Annotated in this window: 15 protein-coding genes; 9 read left to right on the forward strand and 6 right to left on the reverse strand. The window is 42.0% G+C overall.

Going from position 1 to position 16,766, the window contains the following annotated elements:
• Positions 1–2: 2 nt before the first annotated feature.
• From N8A89_RS10475 to upp, 5 genes are all read left to right on the forward strand, one after another.
• On the forward strand, positions 3–1,091 hold the full coding sequence (locus N8A89_RS10475) for an efflux RND transporter periplasmic adaptor subunit (protein WP_281542216.1): 1,089 nt from the start codon (positions 3–5) through the stop codon (positions 1,089–1,091).
• A gap of 10 nt (positions 1,092–1,101) precedes the next feature.
• Positions 1,102–4,332, forward strand: coding sequence for an efflux RND transporter permease subunit (locus N8A89_RS10480; protein ID WP_289644286.1), 3,231 nt, complete (start codon positions 1,102–1,104; stop codon positions 4,330–4,332).
• Between the two features lie 68 nt (positions 4,333–4,400).
• Positions 4,401–4,706, forward strand: a complete 306-nt coding sequence (locus N8A89_RS10485) for a hypothetical protein (protein WP_281542217.1) — start codon at positions 4,401–4,403, stop codon at positions 4,704–4,706.
• Positions 4,707–4,719: 13 nt separating this feature from the next.
• Positions 4,720–4,905, forward strand: a complete 186-nt coding sequence (locus N8A89_RS10490; RefSeq protein WP_281542218.1) for a YgaP family membrane protein — start codon at positions 4,720–4,722, stop codon at positions 4,903–4,905.
• Between the two features lie 36 nt (positions 4,906–4,941).
• Positions 4,942–5,595: a uracil phosphoribosyltransferase gene (upp, locus tag N8A89_RS10495; RefSeq protein ID WP_281542219.1), complete on the forward strand. Its 654-nt coding sequence runs from the start codon at positions 4,942–4,944 to the stop codon at positions 5,593–5,595.
• An 82-nt stretch (positions 5,596–5,677) separates the two neighbouring features.
• On the opposite strand, the gene N8A89_RS10500 is transcribed toward upp, so the two are convergent.
• Genes N8A89_RS10500 through N8A89_RS10520 form a run of 5 tightly spaced genes read right to left on the reverse strand, consistent with a single transcriptional unit; the run spans position 5,678 to position 10,748 of the window.
• The gene (locus tag N8A89_RS10500) at positions 5,678–6,808 is read right to left on the reverse strand and encodes a hypothetical protein (protein ID WP_281542220.1); all 1,131 of its coding nucleotides are present in this window, start codon (positions 6,806–6,808) and stop codon (positions 5,678–5,680) included.
• 26 nt (positions 6,809–6,834) lie between these two features.
• Entirely contained in the window at positions 6,835–7,533 is a 699-nt protein-coding gene (locus tag N8A89_RS10505; protein ID WP_281542221.1) for an ABC transporter ATP-binding protein, read from the reverse strand.
• 4 nt (positions 7,534–7,537) lie between these two features.
• Complete coding sequence (locus tag N8A89_RS10510) at positions 7,538–8,755, reverse strand: ABC transporter permease (protein ID WP_281542222.1); 1,218 nt, start codon at positions 8,753–8,755, stop codon at positions 7,538–7,540.
• 2 nt (positions 8,756–8,757) lie between these two features.
• Complete coding sequence (locus N8A89_RS10515) at positions 8,758–9,981, reverse strand: ABC transporter permease (RefSeq protein WP_289644287.1); 1,224 nt, start codon at positions 9,979–9,981, stop codon at positions 8,758–8,760.
• Positions 9,978–10,748, reverse strand: coding sequence for an outer membrane lipoprotein-sorting protein (locus tag N8A89_RS10520; protein ID WP_281542226.1), 771 nt, complete (start codon positions 10,746–10,748; stop codon positions 9,978–9,980). The genes N8A89_RS10515 and N8A89_RS10520 overlap by 4 nt, the downstream gene beginning before the upstream one ends.
• A 397-nt stretch (positions 10,749–11,145) precedes the next feature.
• Here N8A89_RS10520 and N8A89_RS10525 point away from each other — a divergent pair, with 397 nt between their 5' ends.
• The 4 genes from N8A89_RS10525 to N8A89_RS10535 all read left to right on the forward strand — a co-directional run bounded on the left by N8A89_RS10525 (position 11,146) and on the right by N8A89_RS10535 (position 15,188).
• The gene (locus N8A89_RS10525) at positions 11,146–11,835 is read left to right on the forward strand and encodes a hypothetical protein (RefSeq protein ID WP_289644288.1); all 690 of its coding nucleotides are present in this window, start codon (positions 11,146–11,148) and stop codon (positions 11,833–11,835) included.
• A 115-nt stretch (positions 11,836–11,950) separates the two neighbouring features.
• Positions 11,951–12,415: an Hsp20/alpha crystallin family protein gene (locus N8A89_RS10530; protein WP_281542228.1), complete on the forward strand. Its 465-nt coding sequence runs from the start codon at positions 11,951–11,953 to the stop codon at positions 12,413–12,415.
• A 119-nt stretch (positions 12,416–12,534) separates the two neighbouring features.
• On the forward strand, positions 12,535–13,251 hold the full coding sequence (locus N8A89_RS17835; RefSeq protein WP_488251361.1) for an HAD-IC family P-type ATPase: 717 nt from the start codon (positions 12,535–12,537) through the stop codon (positions 13,249–13,251).
• On the forward strand, positions 13,248–15,188 hold the full coding sequence (locus N8A89_RS10535; RefSeq protein ID WP_488251362.1) for a cation-translocating P-type ATPase: 1,941 nt from the start codon (positions 13,248–13,250) through the stop codon (positions 15,186–15,188). The genes N8A89_RS17835 and N8A89_RS10535 overlap by 4 nt, the downstream gene beginning before the upstream one ends.
• Before the next feature lie 227 nt (positions 15,189–15,415).
• Here the strand turns inward: N8A89_RS10535 and N8A89_RS10545 are convergent, their stop codons facing one another.
• Complete coding sequence (locus N8A89_RS10545) at positions 15,416–16,726, reverse strand: erythromycin esterase family protein (protein ID WP_281542229.1); 1,311 nt, start codon at positions 16,724–16,726, stop codon at positions 15,416–15,418.
• Between the last annotated feature and the right edge of the window lie 40 nt (positions 16,727–16,766).

Here is a 16,766-nt window from a genome sequence, read left to right on the forward strand (position 1 = left end):
AGATGGAAAAGAGAAATTATATAAAAACGGCAATCCTTACAATGACGCTAGTATTAGCGAGCTGCCGAGGGGATAAACCCAAAGTCGATGGGGATACTACAGCGGCCGTGCCAGTAACCGTCAATACCGTTACACAGGAAGACCGTAGTTCATTTTTAGTGGCGAGTGGCTCCATAGAGGCGGTAAAAAGCAGTGAATTAAGTACCCGAATGATGGGATATGTAGATAAAATCTATGTGAATATCGGAGATAAAGTAAGAAAGGGACAACTTTTGTTGAGCATCAATAACGCCGATCTATCCGCCAAACTGGCCCAAGTAAATGCGGGTATTACCGAAGCATCGGTAGCGTTTAATAATGCTGAAAAAGATTATAATCGGTATACCGAACTATTTAAAGAAACTAGTGCCTCACAGAAAGAACTGGATGATATTACAGCAAACTACAAAATGGCAAAAGCAAGATTGGAATCTGCCATTCAAATGAAAAACGAGGTCAATGCACAATTTTCGTACTCTAATATAAGAGCACCTTTTGATGGGGTGGTTACAAACAAATTCATTAATGCAGGCGATATGGCCAACCCTGGTATGCCTTTACTGGGAGTGGAAGCTCCAGGGTATTTTCAAGTATTGGCCATGGTGCCCGAATCGGAAATCTCACAAATCAAGGTAGGTACTGACGTTGAGCTACTCCTAAAATCCTTGAATGAAAGAATAACCGGAAAAGTGGTCGAGGTAAGTACTTCGGCCAAAAGTACAGGGGGTCAGTATCTGGTAAAAGTCTTATTGGACAAAACGGAAATCAATGTATTGTCGGGCATGTATGTCACTGTTCGTTTTCCAACCTCGCAAAAAGCGATGTCCCAATCAGTTTTTGTACCGGTAGAGGCCATTGTCGAACGCGGACAATTATCGGGTATCTATACGGTGAGCCAAAGCAACACCGCTTTGTTGCGCTGGTTGCGCTTGGGGCGCACTTTAGGCGAAGAAGTAGAGGTGCTTTCCGGGCTATCACCTGATGAACAATATATCGTCGACTCCCAAGGGAAGTTGTTCAACGGTGCCAAGATTAGTCTTTACGTAAAATAATTTTAGGAATATGAAAGAAGGCTTAGCAGGCAAAATTGCCAAGGTTTTTATCAACTCAAAACTTACCGTACTATTGATGATTGTTTTTATGGTCATCGGCGTGTACAGTTCCTTTCTCATTCCTAGGGAGGAAGAACCGCAGATTGATGTGCCTATGGCGGATATTTTTGTCGGATACCCCGGGGCAAGTCCTACGGAAGTGGAATCGCGGGTCATCAAACCCTTGGAGAAATTGATTTCGAACATAAAAGGGGTAGAGTATGTGTATTCCACTGCCATGAAAGAGCAGGGAATGGTCATCGTACAGTTTTATGTAGGCGAGGATATAGAACGTTCGTTCGTGAAATTGTACAATGAAATTAACAAACATATGGACATTATGCCCCAAGGCGTTACATTTCCTTTGGTCAAGACACGAGCTATCGATGACGTTCCTATGTTGGGGCTAACGCTGTGGAGCGAGAATTATGACGATTATCAACTCAAACAAATTGCACAAGAACTTACTAACGAAATTGAAAAAGTAAACGATGTATCCGCGACCCATAAAATCGGGGGTCGTGACCGACAGCTTAGAGTTGTTTTGGACAAGGATAAAATGGCGGAAAGCGGATTGGATTTTCTATCCGTTTCCGAAATGATCAAGGCCAATAACCAACAAATGGCCAGCGGCAGTTTTGACAAGAACGATATCGAGTTTTTGGTGACTACCGGACGATTTCTGAAAAACAACGAGGATGTTGAAAATTTGATTGTTGGTACGCAACAGAACAAACCCATATATCTAAAACAAATCGCTGCCATACAAGATGGTCCGGAAGTACCCAAAAATTATGTGTCATTAGGTTTTGGTCAGGCCAGCGAAAATGCCGCCACTTATAGATCGGAATATCCTGCGGTAACCATTTCCATTGCCAAACGCAAAGGTGCCGATGCGATGAAGATTTCAGACATCATTCTGGAGAAAGTAAATCATTTAAAAAAAGACCTGATTCCCGATGACGTACATGTAGAGGTTACGCGGAACTATGGTGAAACCGCCTCCCATAAAGTATCGGAACTACTGATGCACCTTATCGGTGCGATAATCGCGGTGACCTTTGTGGTCATGTTGGCCATGGGCTGGCGCGGTGGTTTAGTAGTGTTTTTATCGGTACCCATTACTTTCGCACTTACCCTGTTGAGCTATTATATGCTGAATTATACATTGAACAGGATTACGCTTTTTGCGTTGGTTTTTGTGACGGGTATTGTTGTAGATGATTCCATCATCATTGCGGAGAACATGCACCGACATTTCAAGATGAAAAGGCTACCGTTCAAGCAAGCAGCATTATATGCTATTAATGAAGTGGGTAACCCAACGATTCTGGCCACGTTTACGGTAATTGCATCGGTATTGCCCATGGCCTTCGTTTCGGGTCTTATGGGCCCGTATATGTCGCCGATGCCCATTGGGGCTTCTATAGCGATGATATTGTCGCTCTTTGTGGCATTGACCATAACACCCTACTTGGGATATATCTTCCTTCGGGGAAAAGAGAAGAAAGGAGAGGGAAAAGTAGAGAAACCTTTGGAGGATACTTTTATCTACCGCATCTATGAGAAGTTTGAAAAACCTTTGATTGAGAACAGAAAGAAGCGTTGGCTCTTTTTAGGAATCACCTTCTTGTTGTTATTGGGTTCTATCGGACTGTTCTTTACCAAATCGGTTGCTGTAAAGATGTTGCCGTTCGATAATAAAAATGAATTTCAGGTTGTAATCGATATGCCCGAAGGCACTACTTTGGAGCGCACCGGAGTGGTTGCCCAAGAGATTTCGCAATACTTATCCACGAGGCCTGAAGTCATAAATTACCAAAGTTATGTAGGTACTTCCGCCCCAATAACTTTTAACGGTTTGGTACGACATTATGACCTGCGCGGAGGTAGTAATATGGCGGACATTCAAGTGAACCTTATTGATAAGGGAGAACGGAGCGCACAAAGTCATGACATCGCCAGTCTCTTGCGCCCAAAGATCCAGAAAATAGGTAATAGATACGATGCTAATATTAAAATTGTCGAGGTGCCTCCAGGACCACCTGTGCTCTCCACTATCGTCGGGGAAATCTACGGGCCGGATTATGACCAACAAATCCAAATAGCTAATCAGGTACAGGGTATCTTGAACAATACTCAGGATGTAGTGGACGTGGATTGGATGGTGGAGGCAGATCAGACCGAGTACGAGTTCGTTATCGATAAGGAAAAAGCGATGCTTTATGGCGTAGCGCCTCAGCAAATAGTACATACCATGAACATGGCGCTTTCAGAAAGAGCTGTGACCACTTTGTATGACGAGGATGCCTCTGAGCAAATATGCTTGATTTTGGCTTTGGATGAAAAGGAGAAGTCCACCATAAGCGATATTGCCCAACTCAAGGTGAAATCATTGCAAGGAACAATGATTACGGTCGGTGATTTGGTTCAAATTGAGGAAACAACACGGGCTAAAAATATTTATCGAAAGAACCAGAAACGCGTTGTCTATGTACTGGCAGATATGGCAGGAGAATTGGAAAGCCCTGTATATGCGATATTGGGCATGACTGATAAACTGGCAGAAATGAACCTGCCCAAAGGATTTTCCCTTGATGAACTTTATTTGAATCAACCCGAGTTTGAAGATGATTATACGGTGAAATGGGATGGCGAATGGCAAATTACCTTGGAGGTGTTTCGAGATTTGGGACTAGCATTTTTAGGGGTCATCATCATCATTTATATCTTGATTGTCGGATGGTTCCAGAATTTTAAGGCTCCCATTGTAATGATGGTAGCCATTCCGCTGTCATTGATTGGAATCATATTGGGCCATTGGATGCTAGGTGCGTTTTTTACGGCGACTTCTTTTATTGGAATGATTGCCTTGGCCGGTATTATGGTACGAAACTCCGTTTTGCTGATTGATTTTATAAATCTGCGTTTAGCAGAGGGAATATCTTTGAAACAGTCCGTTATCGAAGCAGGTGCCGTACGTACTACTCCTATCTTATTGACAGCGGGCACAGTGGTTATTGGGGCCTTTGTTATTCTGTTCGACCCAATTTTTCAGGGGTTGGCCATCTCCTTGATGGGTGGCACTATTGTTTCAACGGTATTGACGCTTTTGGTCGTTCCTTTGGTGTACTTCATGATCGAAAGAAAGAATTATCCAGAAACAGTGATTCAAGAAGTAAAAGGTAAAGTTGACGAATAAGGAATACAGGAAGGATACGAACGAAACAATTTCAGCCTTCGCAGGAATGATATAAAAACTAATTATTCATGAAACTATTAATTGTAACAGTAGTAGAGGAATTCGAGAAAGAAATTCTAAGACTTTTTAAGGAAGCTCGTATAGAAAATTTCAGTGGTTCTGATATTGATGGCTATAAAAACGTCACTTCGATGGTACACACATCCAGTTGGTTCCCTAGTGAGAAAGGAGGGGTAGAATCAAGTTTATTCTTTTCATTTACGGAAGATGAGAATATCGACTCACTTTTTGAAATGATAAAAGAATTCAATAACAAGCTGGAAACAAACAATCCTATCAAGGCAATTGTAGTGCCTATCGAAAAATCAATTTGAAGAATTAAGTAATATGAAAAATAGAATCGTAAGGGCCATAGCAGGCTCGTTTATATTAATCAGTTTGTTAATGGCCATTTATGTCAACCTCAATTGGCTTTGGTTTACTGCCTTCGTAGGGGCCAACCTATTGCAATCTGCTTTTACCAAATGGTGTTTGATGGAAGATATCCTGTCCAAATTCGGAATCAAAGACTAGGGTAATGTTGTATTTTTATGGATTAAGCATCATATCATGACCATCCACCATTTTGGCGAAGGAAATTCGCTTTTGAATAAGTTTATCTCAGAAATCAGGGATGTTGAAATACAAAAAGACTCCATGAGGTTTCGGCGTAATATTGAACGTATTGGGGAAATACTCAGTTATGAAATGAGTAAGTCTTTGAGCTATGTCAATAAAACGGTTGAAACTCCCTTTGGCAAAAAAGAAATGCATCTACCCACCGATAATTTAGTGCTATGTTCGGTTTTACGTGCCGGATTGCCTTTGCATCAAGGTATGCTCAACTATTTTGATGGGGCCGAAAATGCTTTTATTTCTGCTTATCGCCATCATCGGGGCGATGAGGACGCCTTTGAGGTTATCGTAAAATATTTTGCAGCACCCTCCTTAGAAAATAAAACCTTAGTATTGACCGATCCCATGCTGGCAACGGGTAAAACTTTGGAGAACGTACTTAGCGCATTGAAAGATCATGGCGTACCTTCGCAGATTCATATTATTTCCGTAATTGGTTCTAGAGGAGGCATAGAACATGTCAAAAAAGTTTTTCCTGATAACACTCACTTATGGATTGCGGCTATCGATCCTGAACTGAATAACAAAGGCTATATTCTTCCTGGTATTGGTGACGCGGGTGACTTAGCATTTGGGGAAAAGTTGTGACTAGAACTTGTATTTATTTATGATTCAAGTGCCAATCAGATTGGGGTAAATGGCCTTTTTGGAAACTCAGAGGTCAATACACTCAAAAACTCCAACGTAATCTGGCAAAAAAGCTGTTTCCTAAGCTTTGATACCGCCCAAACTCAAAGAAGGATTGTCCGGTAAAATCCAACTCCCAGTTCGTAGCAATGGAATACTTGAACGAAGGAATCAGGATTACGGAATGATTCGTGGGGGAATAGATAAAACTTGTAGTAGCCGAAAAAATTGGGGAAAATTCTTTTGACAGTTGAAGGAAACTAGAAAATTCAAAAGGCATAAGGTTCTTGGCCGAAATATTCAGGAATTTGAGGTTTTCGACCCCTCCAGAAAAATTATCCTCCACGCTGTTATACAATAAGGATCCGTTGATGTAAAGACCATTTTCAAAACCGTAGTCTGTCGAAAAAGATGCACTTAAAACGTTTTGAGAATCATCGGTATCCTTATAAGGAACAAAATAGGAAAACTCGCCCTTAAACCCTGCGTCTTTCATATTCCCTGCCCAGCCGGTGCCGATTACCCAATCATTTTGATACATCCCTGTCAGTATTTGAATGTCGTAGGACCACTTGTTAAAATTATACATGACAGCAACGATATCATCGTCTCCACGGCTTCCCTTTTTTGCTGCCAGTTCAATTTTACTGAAACCATCCAAAAAGTACTGTATTCGTACGGCATCACTTCCCGGACGCTCTTCATAGTCAAAATCAAGAAAATTATATGTATTGAAAATATCGTTCGGGTTCCAGATCAGGTTTCTGGCCCAGTTTACCCTCTGCCTTCCCAAAGTTATGTCCCAATGGCCTTTGGTATAATTGACCAGCGCCCTATCTATGGCTACATTGAGTACCGTTTCGTTCGTATCCAAAAGGTTCCATGAAAGACCGACCCAACCATTATCCTGTGAAATAATGTCTGAAAACCCGGAAATATTTTCGATGTTGTCCCCATAGAACATACGATTTCTAAACTCCAATCGGGCGGTGAATTCCTGGGATGGAATATATTTGAAATTGAGCCTATTATGCAAAAAGGTGGTCCACTGCAATTGCTCAAGTCGATCCACAAAACTGAATTCATGTAGATTTTTGATATAACCCGTCAGGAATAATTTGGTATCCTTTTCCTGGCCGAAAACCGTGAATGCACAAAACAGAAAAACGGCCATGGTTTTTGTTGAATAGGGCATCATGGCTATGTAGGAATCTGTTGCTTATCTGAATCTACCATACCATCTACCAAGGTGATTACCCTTCTCGCCTTTTTAATCACCCTTTGGTCATGGGTAGAGAATAGGAATGTAATCTTTTCTTCTTTATTGAGTTTGGCCATGATATCCAATAGGTTCCCTGCAGACTTGGAGTCGAGGTTTGCCGTTGGTTCATCAGCAAGGATGATCTTTGGTTTGGAGGCCAAGGCCCTGGCCACGGCCACCCGTTGCTGCTGTCCGCCCGAAAGTTCCCCGGGCCTGCTGTTTACCTTATCCTCAAGGCCCACTTCTTCCAACAAGGTCATAACGCGCTCCTCCCTATCCTTTTTAGACATCTTTTGCAGTTGGAGCACAAAGCCTACATTTTCCTTAGCGGTAAGCACGGGAAGCAAGTTGAACGACTGAAAAACAAAGCCGATATTCTGAAGCCGAAAGTCGATCAATTTATTTTGCGATAGCTTGGTGATCTCTACACCATCGATAAAAACGGTACCGGAGGTTGGCTCATCCAAACCACCGATCATGTTCAGTAAGGTAGATTTACCAGAGCCCGACGGTCCTACCAGAGCTACGAATTCCCCTTCTTCTATGTGAAGATGCACATTTTGAACCGCGTGAACAGGAATTGTTTTAGGATTGAATGTTTTACTCACATTATGTGCATCGATAATTGTTTTGGCCATGATTCTAAATTTTTCGTATCGCTTCCGATGGGTTTAGCTGTAAAGCCCTGTAGGCAGGATAGAGGGCGGATATCAGGGCCGTAATCAAGAACATCACCGCTACAATCCCGTATTTTTGGTTCTCCAAGGCCGGGTAAATGATCGAGGTGAACCCATAAGAGGACAATCCTTCGGAAAACATAGAGATATCGATGCCCTGTTTGCCCAAATAAGCGATACTTGCCCATCCGATCAACAGTCCGATGGGGCACCCTATTAATGTGAGGTACAGCGTCTCCAGCATGATCATTGAAAATAACTTGGTTTTGTTCAGTCCGATGGCCATCAACATACCGAGTTCCCGTACCCGTTCCAGAACCGACATCAACATGGTATTAATGATTCCGAAAGTCAGCGCTAATAAGATGATGCCGGTAACAATGTAGGTGTACATATTAAAGGAATCGATGACCATACTCAATTCCGGTGAAAGCGCTTTCCAGTCTTCCACTTTTCCTTGGGGCACCAAGCGTTTGCTGCGTTCCTTTACCCAAGCAAGTTGCTTTTCATCATTTAACAAAATGGCTATTTCATTACTTTCGTCCGGTTTCAGAAACAACAATTTTCCCAAATGGTCTTGGGGCACGTAAACATGTACTTCATCCAAGGAAATATTCTTGGATCGATAGATACCGCCCACCCGAAAGGCTGCCGATACCATCTCTGATTTCACATTCGTAAACATCAAGACCACCTTGCTCTTGAGTTTTACCTTGAGTTTTTTGGCCAATTTTACTCCGATAAGCAGTTCGTTTTCCTTGCCCGTTTCAAAATAAGATCCCTCGACCAAATTTTCATGCAACCTGATCTGTTCTTTCTCGACTGCCGGTTCAATACCGAAAACCTTCACGCCACTTGCCGTGGTCGGGGAAGTAATCATTCCCGTGGCTATGACCCGTGAACTAACAGAGTGTACCCTATCGTCTGATTGAAGCTCGGCTACGATTTCCTTTGCTCTCGACAACGCATACTTTGATTCGTTTTCCACATCGAACAAAGGATGGTGAATTTGAATATGTGACAATTGCCTGAACACCGAGTCATCAATATTGTTTTGGTATAGGCCCCAGGCAAATGCAAGTATGAAAACCCCTGCCCATAGACCAATGATAATGGAACAGATCACCACTAGACTTCGGGTCTTGTTCCGCCAAATATTTCGCCAAGCAATTTGTACCAACATCCTTAACTGTTTATAGCTTCGATCGGTTTTAACTTCATCAACTTGAATCCGGGATAGAATGCCAAAAGGATCGACAGGGTCAAAACTATAAGAGTTTGCACTATAAAAATTTTCTCATGTGCCGATAAATAGATGATCGGCTCCATGCCCCAATTTTCATATACCTGTTCCAATTCACCTGAAAAGCGTATCGGATACTTGGTGAGTATTTGCACCAATAGTATTCCGCCAATAATACCCGCGACACAACCGATTAGCGATATCATTACCGACTCTAGCAACAGGATAAAGGCCAACAGGTGCTTTTTCATCCCGATGGCGATGAGTATCCCAAATTCACGTGTACGTTCATAGGTCATCATTAGCAAAGTGCCGAAGAGGCCAAATGAAATAATAAAGTAAAGAATACCAATAATAATATAATGCCCCGTGCTATCGGCTTCAATGAACTGGTCCATTTCCGGCATCATCTCTTTCCATGCCATGACTTCGTAGCGATTAGGGTCAAGGTTTTTTTCTATCATGAGCTTCTGCTTCTCCAAGTTTGATGTCTTGCCCAACATAATGGACAGAGCCGTTATTCTATTATCCGCACCATGCATGTATTGTGCCTGTTGCAATGGCATGTATACAACATTTTTGTTGAGTTCCGGGGAACCCAATGCAATAATGGCCTTGACCCTATATTTTCCGGCAGCGCTACTGGCATGATACCCTTGACCTATCAACACGAGTGTGTCGTTGATGGCGATTTTGAGTTGGTTTGCCAATCCTTCACCAATAGCCACCGCATTGTCGTTTATGGTTTCAAAATAGTGTCCGCGTACTACTTTTTCGTCAAGGTTATTGACCTCCATTTCTTTTTTTTGGTTGATTCCTAATAGCAAGACTCCTTTCGTTTTATCACCATAAGATGCCAAGGCAAAGGTTTCCAAGCGCGGCATGATGTTGGTAATATTGGGATTCTTCATTAAACGTTGTCCGAGTTGTTCATCCGCTTCAAAAGTGTTATCGATTGACCGCTCTTCCCAGTACCCGTTTTGATGGATTTGAAGATACCCTGAGGAATAACTCACCACGTTGTGTATCATGTTTTCGTATATCCCATCTGTAAACGACCGGAACATAATGGCGAAAAGGACCGCAAAGAATACCGAAGTAGAAGCAATCAAGGTTCTGCGTTTGTTACGCCAAATATTCAACCAGGCTATTTTTAAGAACATCATTTCATTTGTTTCATATTTCGCGTAGAAAAGAAATCGTCCTTGATTTCTTCGTCGAACAGGATATCGTTATAGATAATAACCGTTTTATTACCTTCCTTATCAACCGGAATCATCTCCAATCTGGAAGTTACTTTCCGGCCTCCCAATATTTTTACCTCACTCGAATTCATGATGTTGATCAACGTACCGTCCTCATCATAGAATTCTGCCTTTAACTGTAAAAAGTCTTCCGAGTCTATCCAAACGATTACCTTTTCCCAGACGATGGCAGCAGAAGGTTTGGGGATCATTTCTATTTTATAGCAATCGCTTCCCTGTATCATCTCTTTCCCCAAATGTTTATGGTCATAATCGTCTACGGCGGACGCCTCCTTTACCAGATCGTCGTTGGTGAAATCCGTACCCATCCAACTTTGGGACATCATAGAAGGTGGTAATTTTATGGTGCGTTCGATCGAAGGAATCCAATTCCAGACTTCTTTTATCCGCTTTAAAAAAGTAATGCCTTTCTCCTTCGCCGGGGAAGTAACCAAAATCATTGAATACTCATCTCCCTTGGTCCAAGCTTTCATATTCATTTCCCTATGCCACTTGGGCCGAATGATTTGTATGGTGATATCCGCCTGGGAAGTATTGCCCCGCATATTGTCATCTGCCCTCTTAACGACCTCCTTGGCTGAAAGATCCTGGAGTATTTTACTGGGTTTTGAGGATGCGGTGAAAGTAAGGATGCCTACAATCACTATTATGAAATGTAAATTTTTCATACATCAAATCTAGTTGACTCTTGACCACTATAAAATGATGGATATCATCAAGGACAAACCATTTCAAGAGGTAATTTAAATAGGGCAATCGTCCTATTTTTTTAGGAAAGTCCACAGCCTGAAAGATGTAAATTCTGGAAAAACTATTAACCGATTACGACAGATAATGGGAAGCGAGCAGTAGGCAGGACAAATAGACCTAAGCAGATATATCAATACAGACGGGTGCAACCGAACAGATAAATGTATTCCGATTTATCCAAATTTGAATGCACAGCCTGTTTTAATAGAGAAGTTGAACTGATACAAATCATTTTGAAGCTAGGACATACTGTTTACTTTTATTTAAAATACGCCAACTACCGAAATTGTTACCTGTTTTATTTAAAGGAATAAAATGAAGACGGCCAAATTTATTTTAAGTGCTATTTACGTAACTTTTTTTTCTGCATGCCAGCCCCCCGTAGTTTTTGGCGAGCCGCAACCTGTTGGGATAGACAGACTGACCTATATTCCAGATAACTATAGAGGCATTTATTGGTGTAAAGTAGATAGTGCCTCCTTGTTCGTCGATGACCGGACTTTTATAAAACGGAAGGAGTTCCTAATAAAACTGACAAAAGCTGAAATTGATTCTAGTAATGACTTAGAGCTTAAAAATGGAAGATTATATGTCAGTGATTGGGGAAGCTATTTTCCTATTGAGGAAAAAGAGGATACGATAATCTCAAAAGTAGTTATACGAGATACCATTTTTTCCGTTGCAAAAGAACAAATTCTAAAACCTCTTAAAGGGCATTTGATATTGAACACCAAATTGGATGAAAACGCATGGAACGTTATGGTAGCTTCCCTTAAAGGTCCAGGACTACTTTCGCTTGCGCAAGCGGAAATTCCTGAAAATCTCAGTCAATTGGATTCCATCACCCCTGTAAAAATGTTATCGGAGAATGGTGAAAAAAGTACGCAGATTTATATTACACCAACCGCCGAGCAGTTTGGGCGCATCCTAGATCGTGGTCTACTGTTCGATACCTACTGTTTGGAATTCGAACGTATTATTCCACAAGAGGAACGTTTCTATTAGGCTGCTTTCTGAAATATCACTTTCAAACTACAGACTGACCCAAATCATTTTACAGTTGTGTCACTAGCAATACTTTCGGATAGTATTAATAGTTGTTTAACCTAAAATAAAAATTATGTCACTAGTAAAATTTAGAAGAATGCCATTTGGAAACTTGATAACCCAAGATTTTTTCGATATGGATGATTTTTTTGACAACCGTGGTTGGATGCGGAACATGGTGCCCGTTGGCTTTTGGAATAGTAAAACTGCAGAGCCGGCCTTAAACATAAGGGAAAACGAAGATAATTTCGAGATTGAACTTGCCGCTCCAGGTTTTAACAAGAAGGATTTCGATGTCACCATAGATGATGGTTGCTTGAACATTTCTGCTGAAAAGTCTAGTGAAAAAGAGGAAAAAGAAGACAACTATACCCGACAGGAATTCAGTTACAATTCTTTTGAACGCTCTTTACAATTACCCGATAGCGTAAAAGAGGAAGAAATAAAGGCCAAATATAACGATGGTATTTTGAGTTTTAAGTTAGCCAAAAAAGAAGAGGCTAAGAAAGCACCACCTAAAAAGATAGCTATTTCATAGCACACTTTTAATCAAATCGGTTTTTCTAAAAAGGCCCTCTTACCAGTCCTGAATGTGTCTATATAAACAGGTTTGGTTGGGGGGCATTGCTTATTCCTTATAAAAATTAATACTCCGATATGCTTAAAAACCCTTCAACACTTTCCATTGAGGATTGCATTACAAAACTGGGTGGAGACCATGAACATGGACTGGACATGGAAGAGGCACAAAAGCGTCTCGGAAAATACGGCCCAAACCAAATACCAGAGCAGGGCCCGAAAAAGAGATGGCGTATTCTTGCCGATCAGTTACTAGATCCCATTATTTATATTCTTGCAGTTGCGGCTTTGCTGGCCTTCGTCTTCAGCGATGTATTGGAAGGGATTGCCATAATGGTCGTAATACTGATTTCCGTAGGCATTGGATTTTTTATGGAACTGCAGGCGATACGTTCCTTGGAGGCATTACGAAAAATGGGGCAGGCCATGATCCGTGTCTTACGCTCCGGTAAAAATATTAAAATCAAGGCCTCCGAGGTCGTGCCAGGTGATATCATTATTATACACACTGGCGATGTAATACCTGCGGATGCCCGACTAATGGAGGTCGAAAATTTAGCAGTAAAGGAATCTGCCCTGACCGGGGAAAGTATCCCCGTAACGAAAAAGACGGTAGTACTTCCTGATAAAGCTCCCATTACCGATCAGGACAATATGGTATTTAGAGGAACGATGGCCGTTGCCGGATCTGGAAAGGCGTTAGTAACTGCTACAGGCAAATACACTCAATTAGGGTATATTCAGCAGATGGGCGTTGAGGCCGAAAAGGAACGTACTCCCCTGGAAAAAAATTGAACCAACTGAGCAAATGGTTGATCTGGTTGACACTTTTCTTTGCGGTATTGATTGTTGTTACAGGATATATTCGCGGAAAAGACCTCTTGTTGATGATAGAAACAGGGGTAGCCCTTGCCGTAGCCGCCATACCTGAAGGCCTACCCATAGTAGCGACCATCGCTTTGGCACAGGGGATGTTACGGTTGTCGAAAAAGCAGGTTATCATAAAAAAGCTTGATGCTGTTCAGACCTTGGGTGCAACCAATATTATTTGTACGGACAAAACCGGCACGTTAACAGAAGATCAGATGAAAGCGCATACACTGATTTTCAATGAAGAATCGATAAAGGATGTGTATCGTACAGAAAGGGGTTTGCTGGAACTGGTAAAAAAGAACCACGTTTTTGATAAAATGATGATGGCTGCTATTCTTTGTAATAATGTAGACCCAATGGCCACAGAAAAACTAGGTGATTCCATTGAATTGGCCTTAATGGATTTGGCCAGATATTTGAAATATGACCCAGTTTCCGTTAAAAACGACAACCCGGAGAAATTGGAACTCCCTTTTGATGCGGAACTTAAACTAATGGCATCGGCGCATCGTCATAAAGAACACTTTCACATATTTGTAAAGGGTGCCTTTGAGAGCCTAGTTGCCCGTTGTGATTCTATTTTAAATAAAGACGGAAGTAAACCCTTTGATGAAAAAGGCAAATGGAGCAACAAATTAGATGTATTGGCGTCCCAAGGCCTAAGGACTTTGGCATTTGCCTACAAGGAAGTAATTACCATGCCGAAAAAGGAGACCGTTTTGCAGCATCTGACTTTTCTGGGCATTATAGGTTTCATCGATCCCGCACGCGAAGATGTGAAGGACACGATAGACATCTATAAAAAAGCTGGGATAAAAGTGGTGATGGTCACCGGTGACCACGCAGGTACCGCAAAAAAAATAGCACAGGAGGTCGGTTTATTACAAATTGGTGCATCTTCTGAAAAGGTAATGCATGGTAAGGTTATTCCCAATAGGGATGAGGTCGATCTCAATAATGGCGCAAAACTGCTGGATGCTTCTGTTTTTGCCCGGGTAACCCCAGAACAGAAACTGGATTTGGTAACCTTTTATCAAAACAACAATCATATTGTAGGAATGATCGGCGATGGTATCAATGACGTGCCTGCCCTAAAAAAAGCGGACATTGGCATAGCCATGGGAATTCGTGGTACTGAGGCAGCCCGCGAAGTCGCCGATGTCATCTTGAAAAATGACAAGTTCACGGCTATAGAGCTGGCCATACGACAGGGAAGGGTAGTGTTTCAAAATATCCGCCAGTTCGTGGTATATCTATTGTCCTGTAATCTGGCCGAAATCTTATCCGTAGGGTTGGCCGCTTTACTGAACCTTCCAGCACCTTTATTGCCCTTACAGATTTTGTTCCTGAATTTGGTAACAGATGTTTTTCCCGCGCTAGCCTTAGGTCTTGGAAAAGGAGAGGAAGATAGTATGGAACAACCGCCCAGAAATCCCAAAGAGCCTATAATGAAACGCCAAAATTGGTACGAAACAATAGTATATGGTCTATGTATAAGTGCTTCCGTATTGGGCATTGTGGTCTATGCGAATTTTGTTCTTGAACTTGAACCCATAACCATAAATAACATGGCCTTCTACACCTTGGTACTGGCACAATTGTTTAACGTCTTCAATATCCCCAAACGCAAAGAATCGTTCTTTATCAACGAAGTGACCAAAAATCCGTGGGTATGGAGTGCTATCTTTATATCTTTATTGATTACGCTTGGAGCCTATCTAATATCGCCCGTCGCCCAGGCACTTTCCTTGGAACCCCTCTCTTTTAAACTTCTGGGGATTACCATGCTTTTTGCTATGGGTTCGTTGGTACTGGCGCAGTTCGTAAAACGGTTGATTGGCTTTTGGGGTGGAAAATAAAGCACTACCGGTCAGTCGGATAATGAAGTATTCTTAATCGGGAGTTTCAGAACGACATCCACATCCGGCCATAGTTTTGAAAGGCCATCGTTACCGGTATGAAGCTCGTAGCATTACTTATTCAAGCTGTCAAGAGCTCTGTCCATTTTTAACCGGAAGAAATCATACTGATCTCGACTTCTTTGATGTTGTTTTGGTAAGGCTCAATTGGGTAAAGGCTATGATAGCTAAAAAGCCCACGGATAGGTTTCCGGCAGCTGCGACTTATCCACATACACGTCCATGGCATGTACCCCTTCAGAAGTATCTATAAAGATAAAGGCATCATACCGTTCGGGCATTACAGAGGGCACATAGTTACCTATTCTTTCGTATTTTGGATGATACACTACCCCAATGGCACGGTGCCCTATAGGAACTTTAAAAAGATGATTCTCTTTCAGTTCATCCATAAAAAGCCACTGATCGCCTTTTCCATTCTGATGCATCAGGTGTTCCCAAGAACCTTCAATTGCCTTTGGAACTTGCATATTGCGCATTGGTGCGCCCCATTCCGAACCTGCTACCACAGTACCCTGGTACGAACCAAAGCCAACAATTTTAGGATTGTAACTAGGCAGTTGCTCGCGTACCAATTGTCCAACATTAATCGTATTATCAATGGCCATATCAGTGGCACGGGCATCTCCGACATGGGTGTTATGTTCCCAAATAATGGCCTTGGCATCGGGACCATGAAAATGTAACAATCGTTTTAAAGTGTCCATCATATGATGGTCCCGCAAGTTCCACGAACTTTGATTCGCCGAGACCATAGAACGGTAATATTTCTCCGCGTTTGTAGCGATGTAGGCATTTTGTTCAATATTTAGGGCGGCTTCAATATCTGTATTGAAGGTTTGTGCTCGTTTCTTAATATCGCTCAAAAGTGAAACGACTTCATTTTCACAGGTTTTAGGTAAAAAACGCTGTAAAGATCTCGCATAAGCCATGCCCATTTCATCCCCAAAGGGCTCAAAACAACCCATTGCCCTTTTGGCAGCTGGTAATAGGGTTCTATCATGTGTTTGCAGATAGTCGACAATGGCCTCAATGGATTCCCATAGGCTATAAACGTCCAAACCAAAAATGCCAACCCTGTTGTGGGCGGACAAGCCGGTATTGTGTTTATGTAGCCAATTTACCAGGGTCTCAATTTCCCAATTCGCCCACATCCAAGTAGGCCAGCGATTGAATTCCTTAAGCACCTCCACCGAACTGCTATGGCTGTTTTCATAGTGCTTTACGTAGCGGTTAACGCGATAGAAATCGGGCCAATCGCCCTCTACGGCGATAAAATTGAATCCGTGTTCCTCTATGAGTCGTTTGCTAATGGCCGTTCGCCAAGTATAATAGTCATGCGTACCGTGGGAAGCCTCGCCCAAAAGTACAAGTTTTGAACTGGAGAGTCTCTCGATTAATGGATCAAGGTCAAGAGTGTTCTCTAGTTTTCGGGTCACTTTAGAAAGTGTATTTATTCGTTGCGCTATGATGTCCATAAAGCTTTCAATTAAATGTTTTTCAAGTGGATTTGGAAGT

Origin of the sequence: Maribacter aestuarii (genome assembly GCF_027474845.2) — a bacterium.
In the GTDB taxonomy this organism is placed as follows: Bacteria; Bacteroidota; Bacteroidia; order Flavobacteriales; family Flavobacteriaceae; genus Maribacter; species Maribacter aestuarii.

What these genes read in the sequence shown, in the direction of transcription:
- N8A89_RS10475 (WP_281542216.1), top strand. Translation starts at nt 3, where the DNA reads ATGGAAAAGAGAAATTATATAAAAACGGCAATCCTTACAATGACGCTA.
- N8A89_RS10480 (WP_289644286.1), top strand. Translation starts at nt 1,102, where the DNA reads ATGAAAGAAGGCTTAGCAGGCAAAATTGCCAAGGTTTTTATCAACTCA.
- N8A89_RS10485 (WP_281542217.1), top strand. Translation starts at nt 4,401, where the DNA reads ATGAAACTATTAATTGTAACAGTAGTAGAGGAATTCGAGAAAGAAATT.
- N8A89_RS10490 (WP_281542218.1), top strand. Translation starts at nt 4,720, where the DNA reads ATGAAAAATAGAATCGTAAGGGCCATAGCAGGCTCGTTTATATTAATC.
- upp (WP_281542219.1), top strand. Translation starts at nt 4,942, where the DNA reads ATGACCATCCACCATTTTGGCGAAGGAAATTCGCTTTTGAATAAGTTT.
- N8A89_RS10500 (WP_281542220.1), bottom strand. Translation starts at nt 6,808, where the DNA reads ATGGCCGTTTTTCTGTTTTGTGCATTCACGGTTTTCGGCCAGGAAAAG.
- N8A89_RS10505 (WP_281542221.1), bottom strand. Translation starts at nt 7,533, where the DNA reads ATGGCCAAAACAATTATCGATGCACATAATGTGAGTAAAACATTCAAT.
- N8A89_RS10510 (WP_281542222.1), bottom strand. Translation starts at nt 8,755, where the DNA reads ATGTTGGTACAAATTGCTTGGCGAAATATTTGGCGGAACAAGACCCGA.
- N8A89_RS10515 (WP_289644287.1), bottom strand. Translation starts at nt 9,981, where the DNA reads ATGATGTTCTTAAAAATAGCCTGGTTGAATATTTGGCGTAACAAACGC.
- N8A89_RS10520 (WP_281542226.1), bottom strand. Translation starts at nt 10,748, where the DNA reads ATGAAAAATTTACATTTCATAATAGTGATTGTAGGCATCCTTACTTTC.
- N8A89_RS10525 (WP_289644288.1), top strand. Translation starts at nt 11,146, where the DNA reads ATGAAGACGGCCAAATTTATTTTAAGTGCTATTTACGTAACTTTTTTT.
- N8A89_RS10530 (WP_281542228.1), top strand. Translation starts at nt 11,951, where the DNA reads ATGTCACTAGTAAAATTTAGAAGAATGCCATTTGGAAACTTGATAACC.
- N8A89_RS17835 (WP_488251361.1), top strand. Translation starts at nt 12,535, where the DNA reads ATGCTTAAAAACCCTTCAACACTTTCCATTGAGGATTGCATTACAAAA.
- N8A89_RS10545 (WP_281542229.1), bottom strand. Translation starts at nt 16,726, where the DNA reads ATGGACATCATAGCGCAACGAATAAATACACTTTCTAAAGTGACCCGA.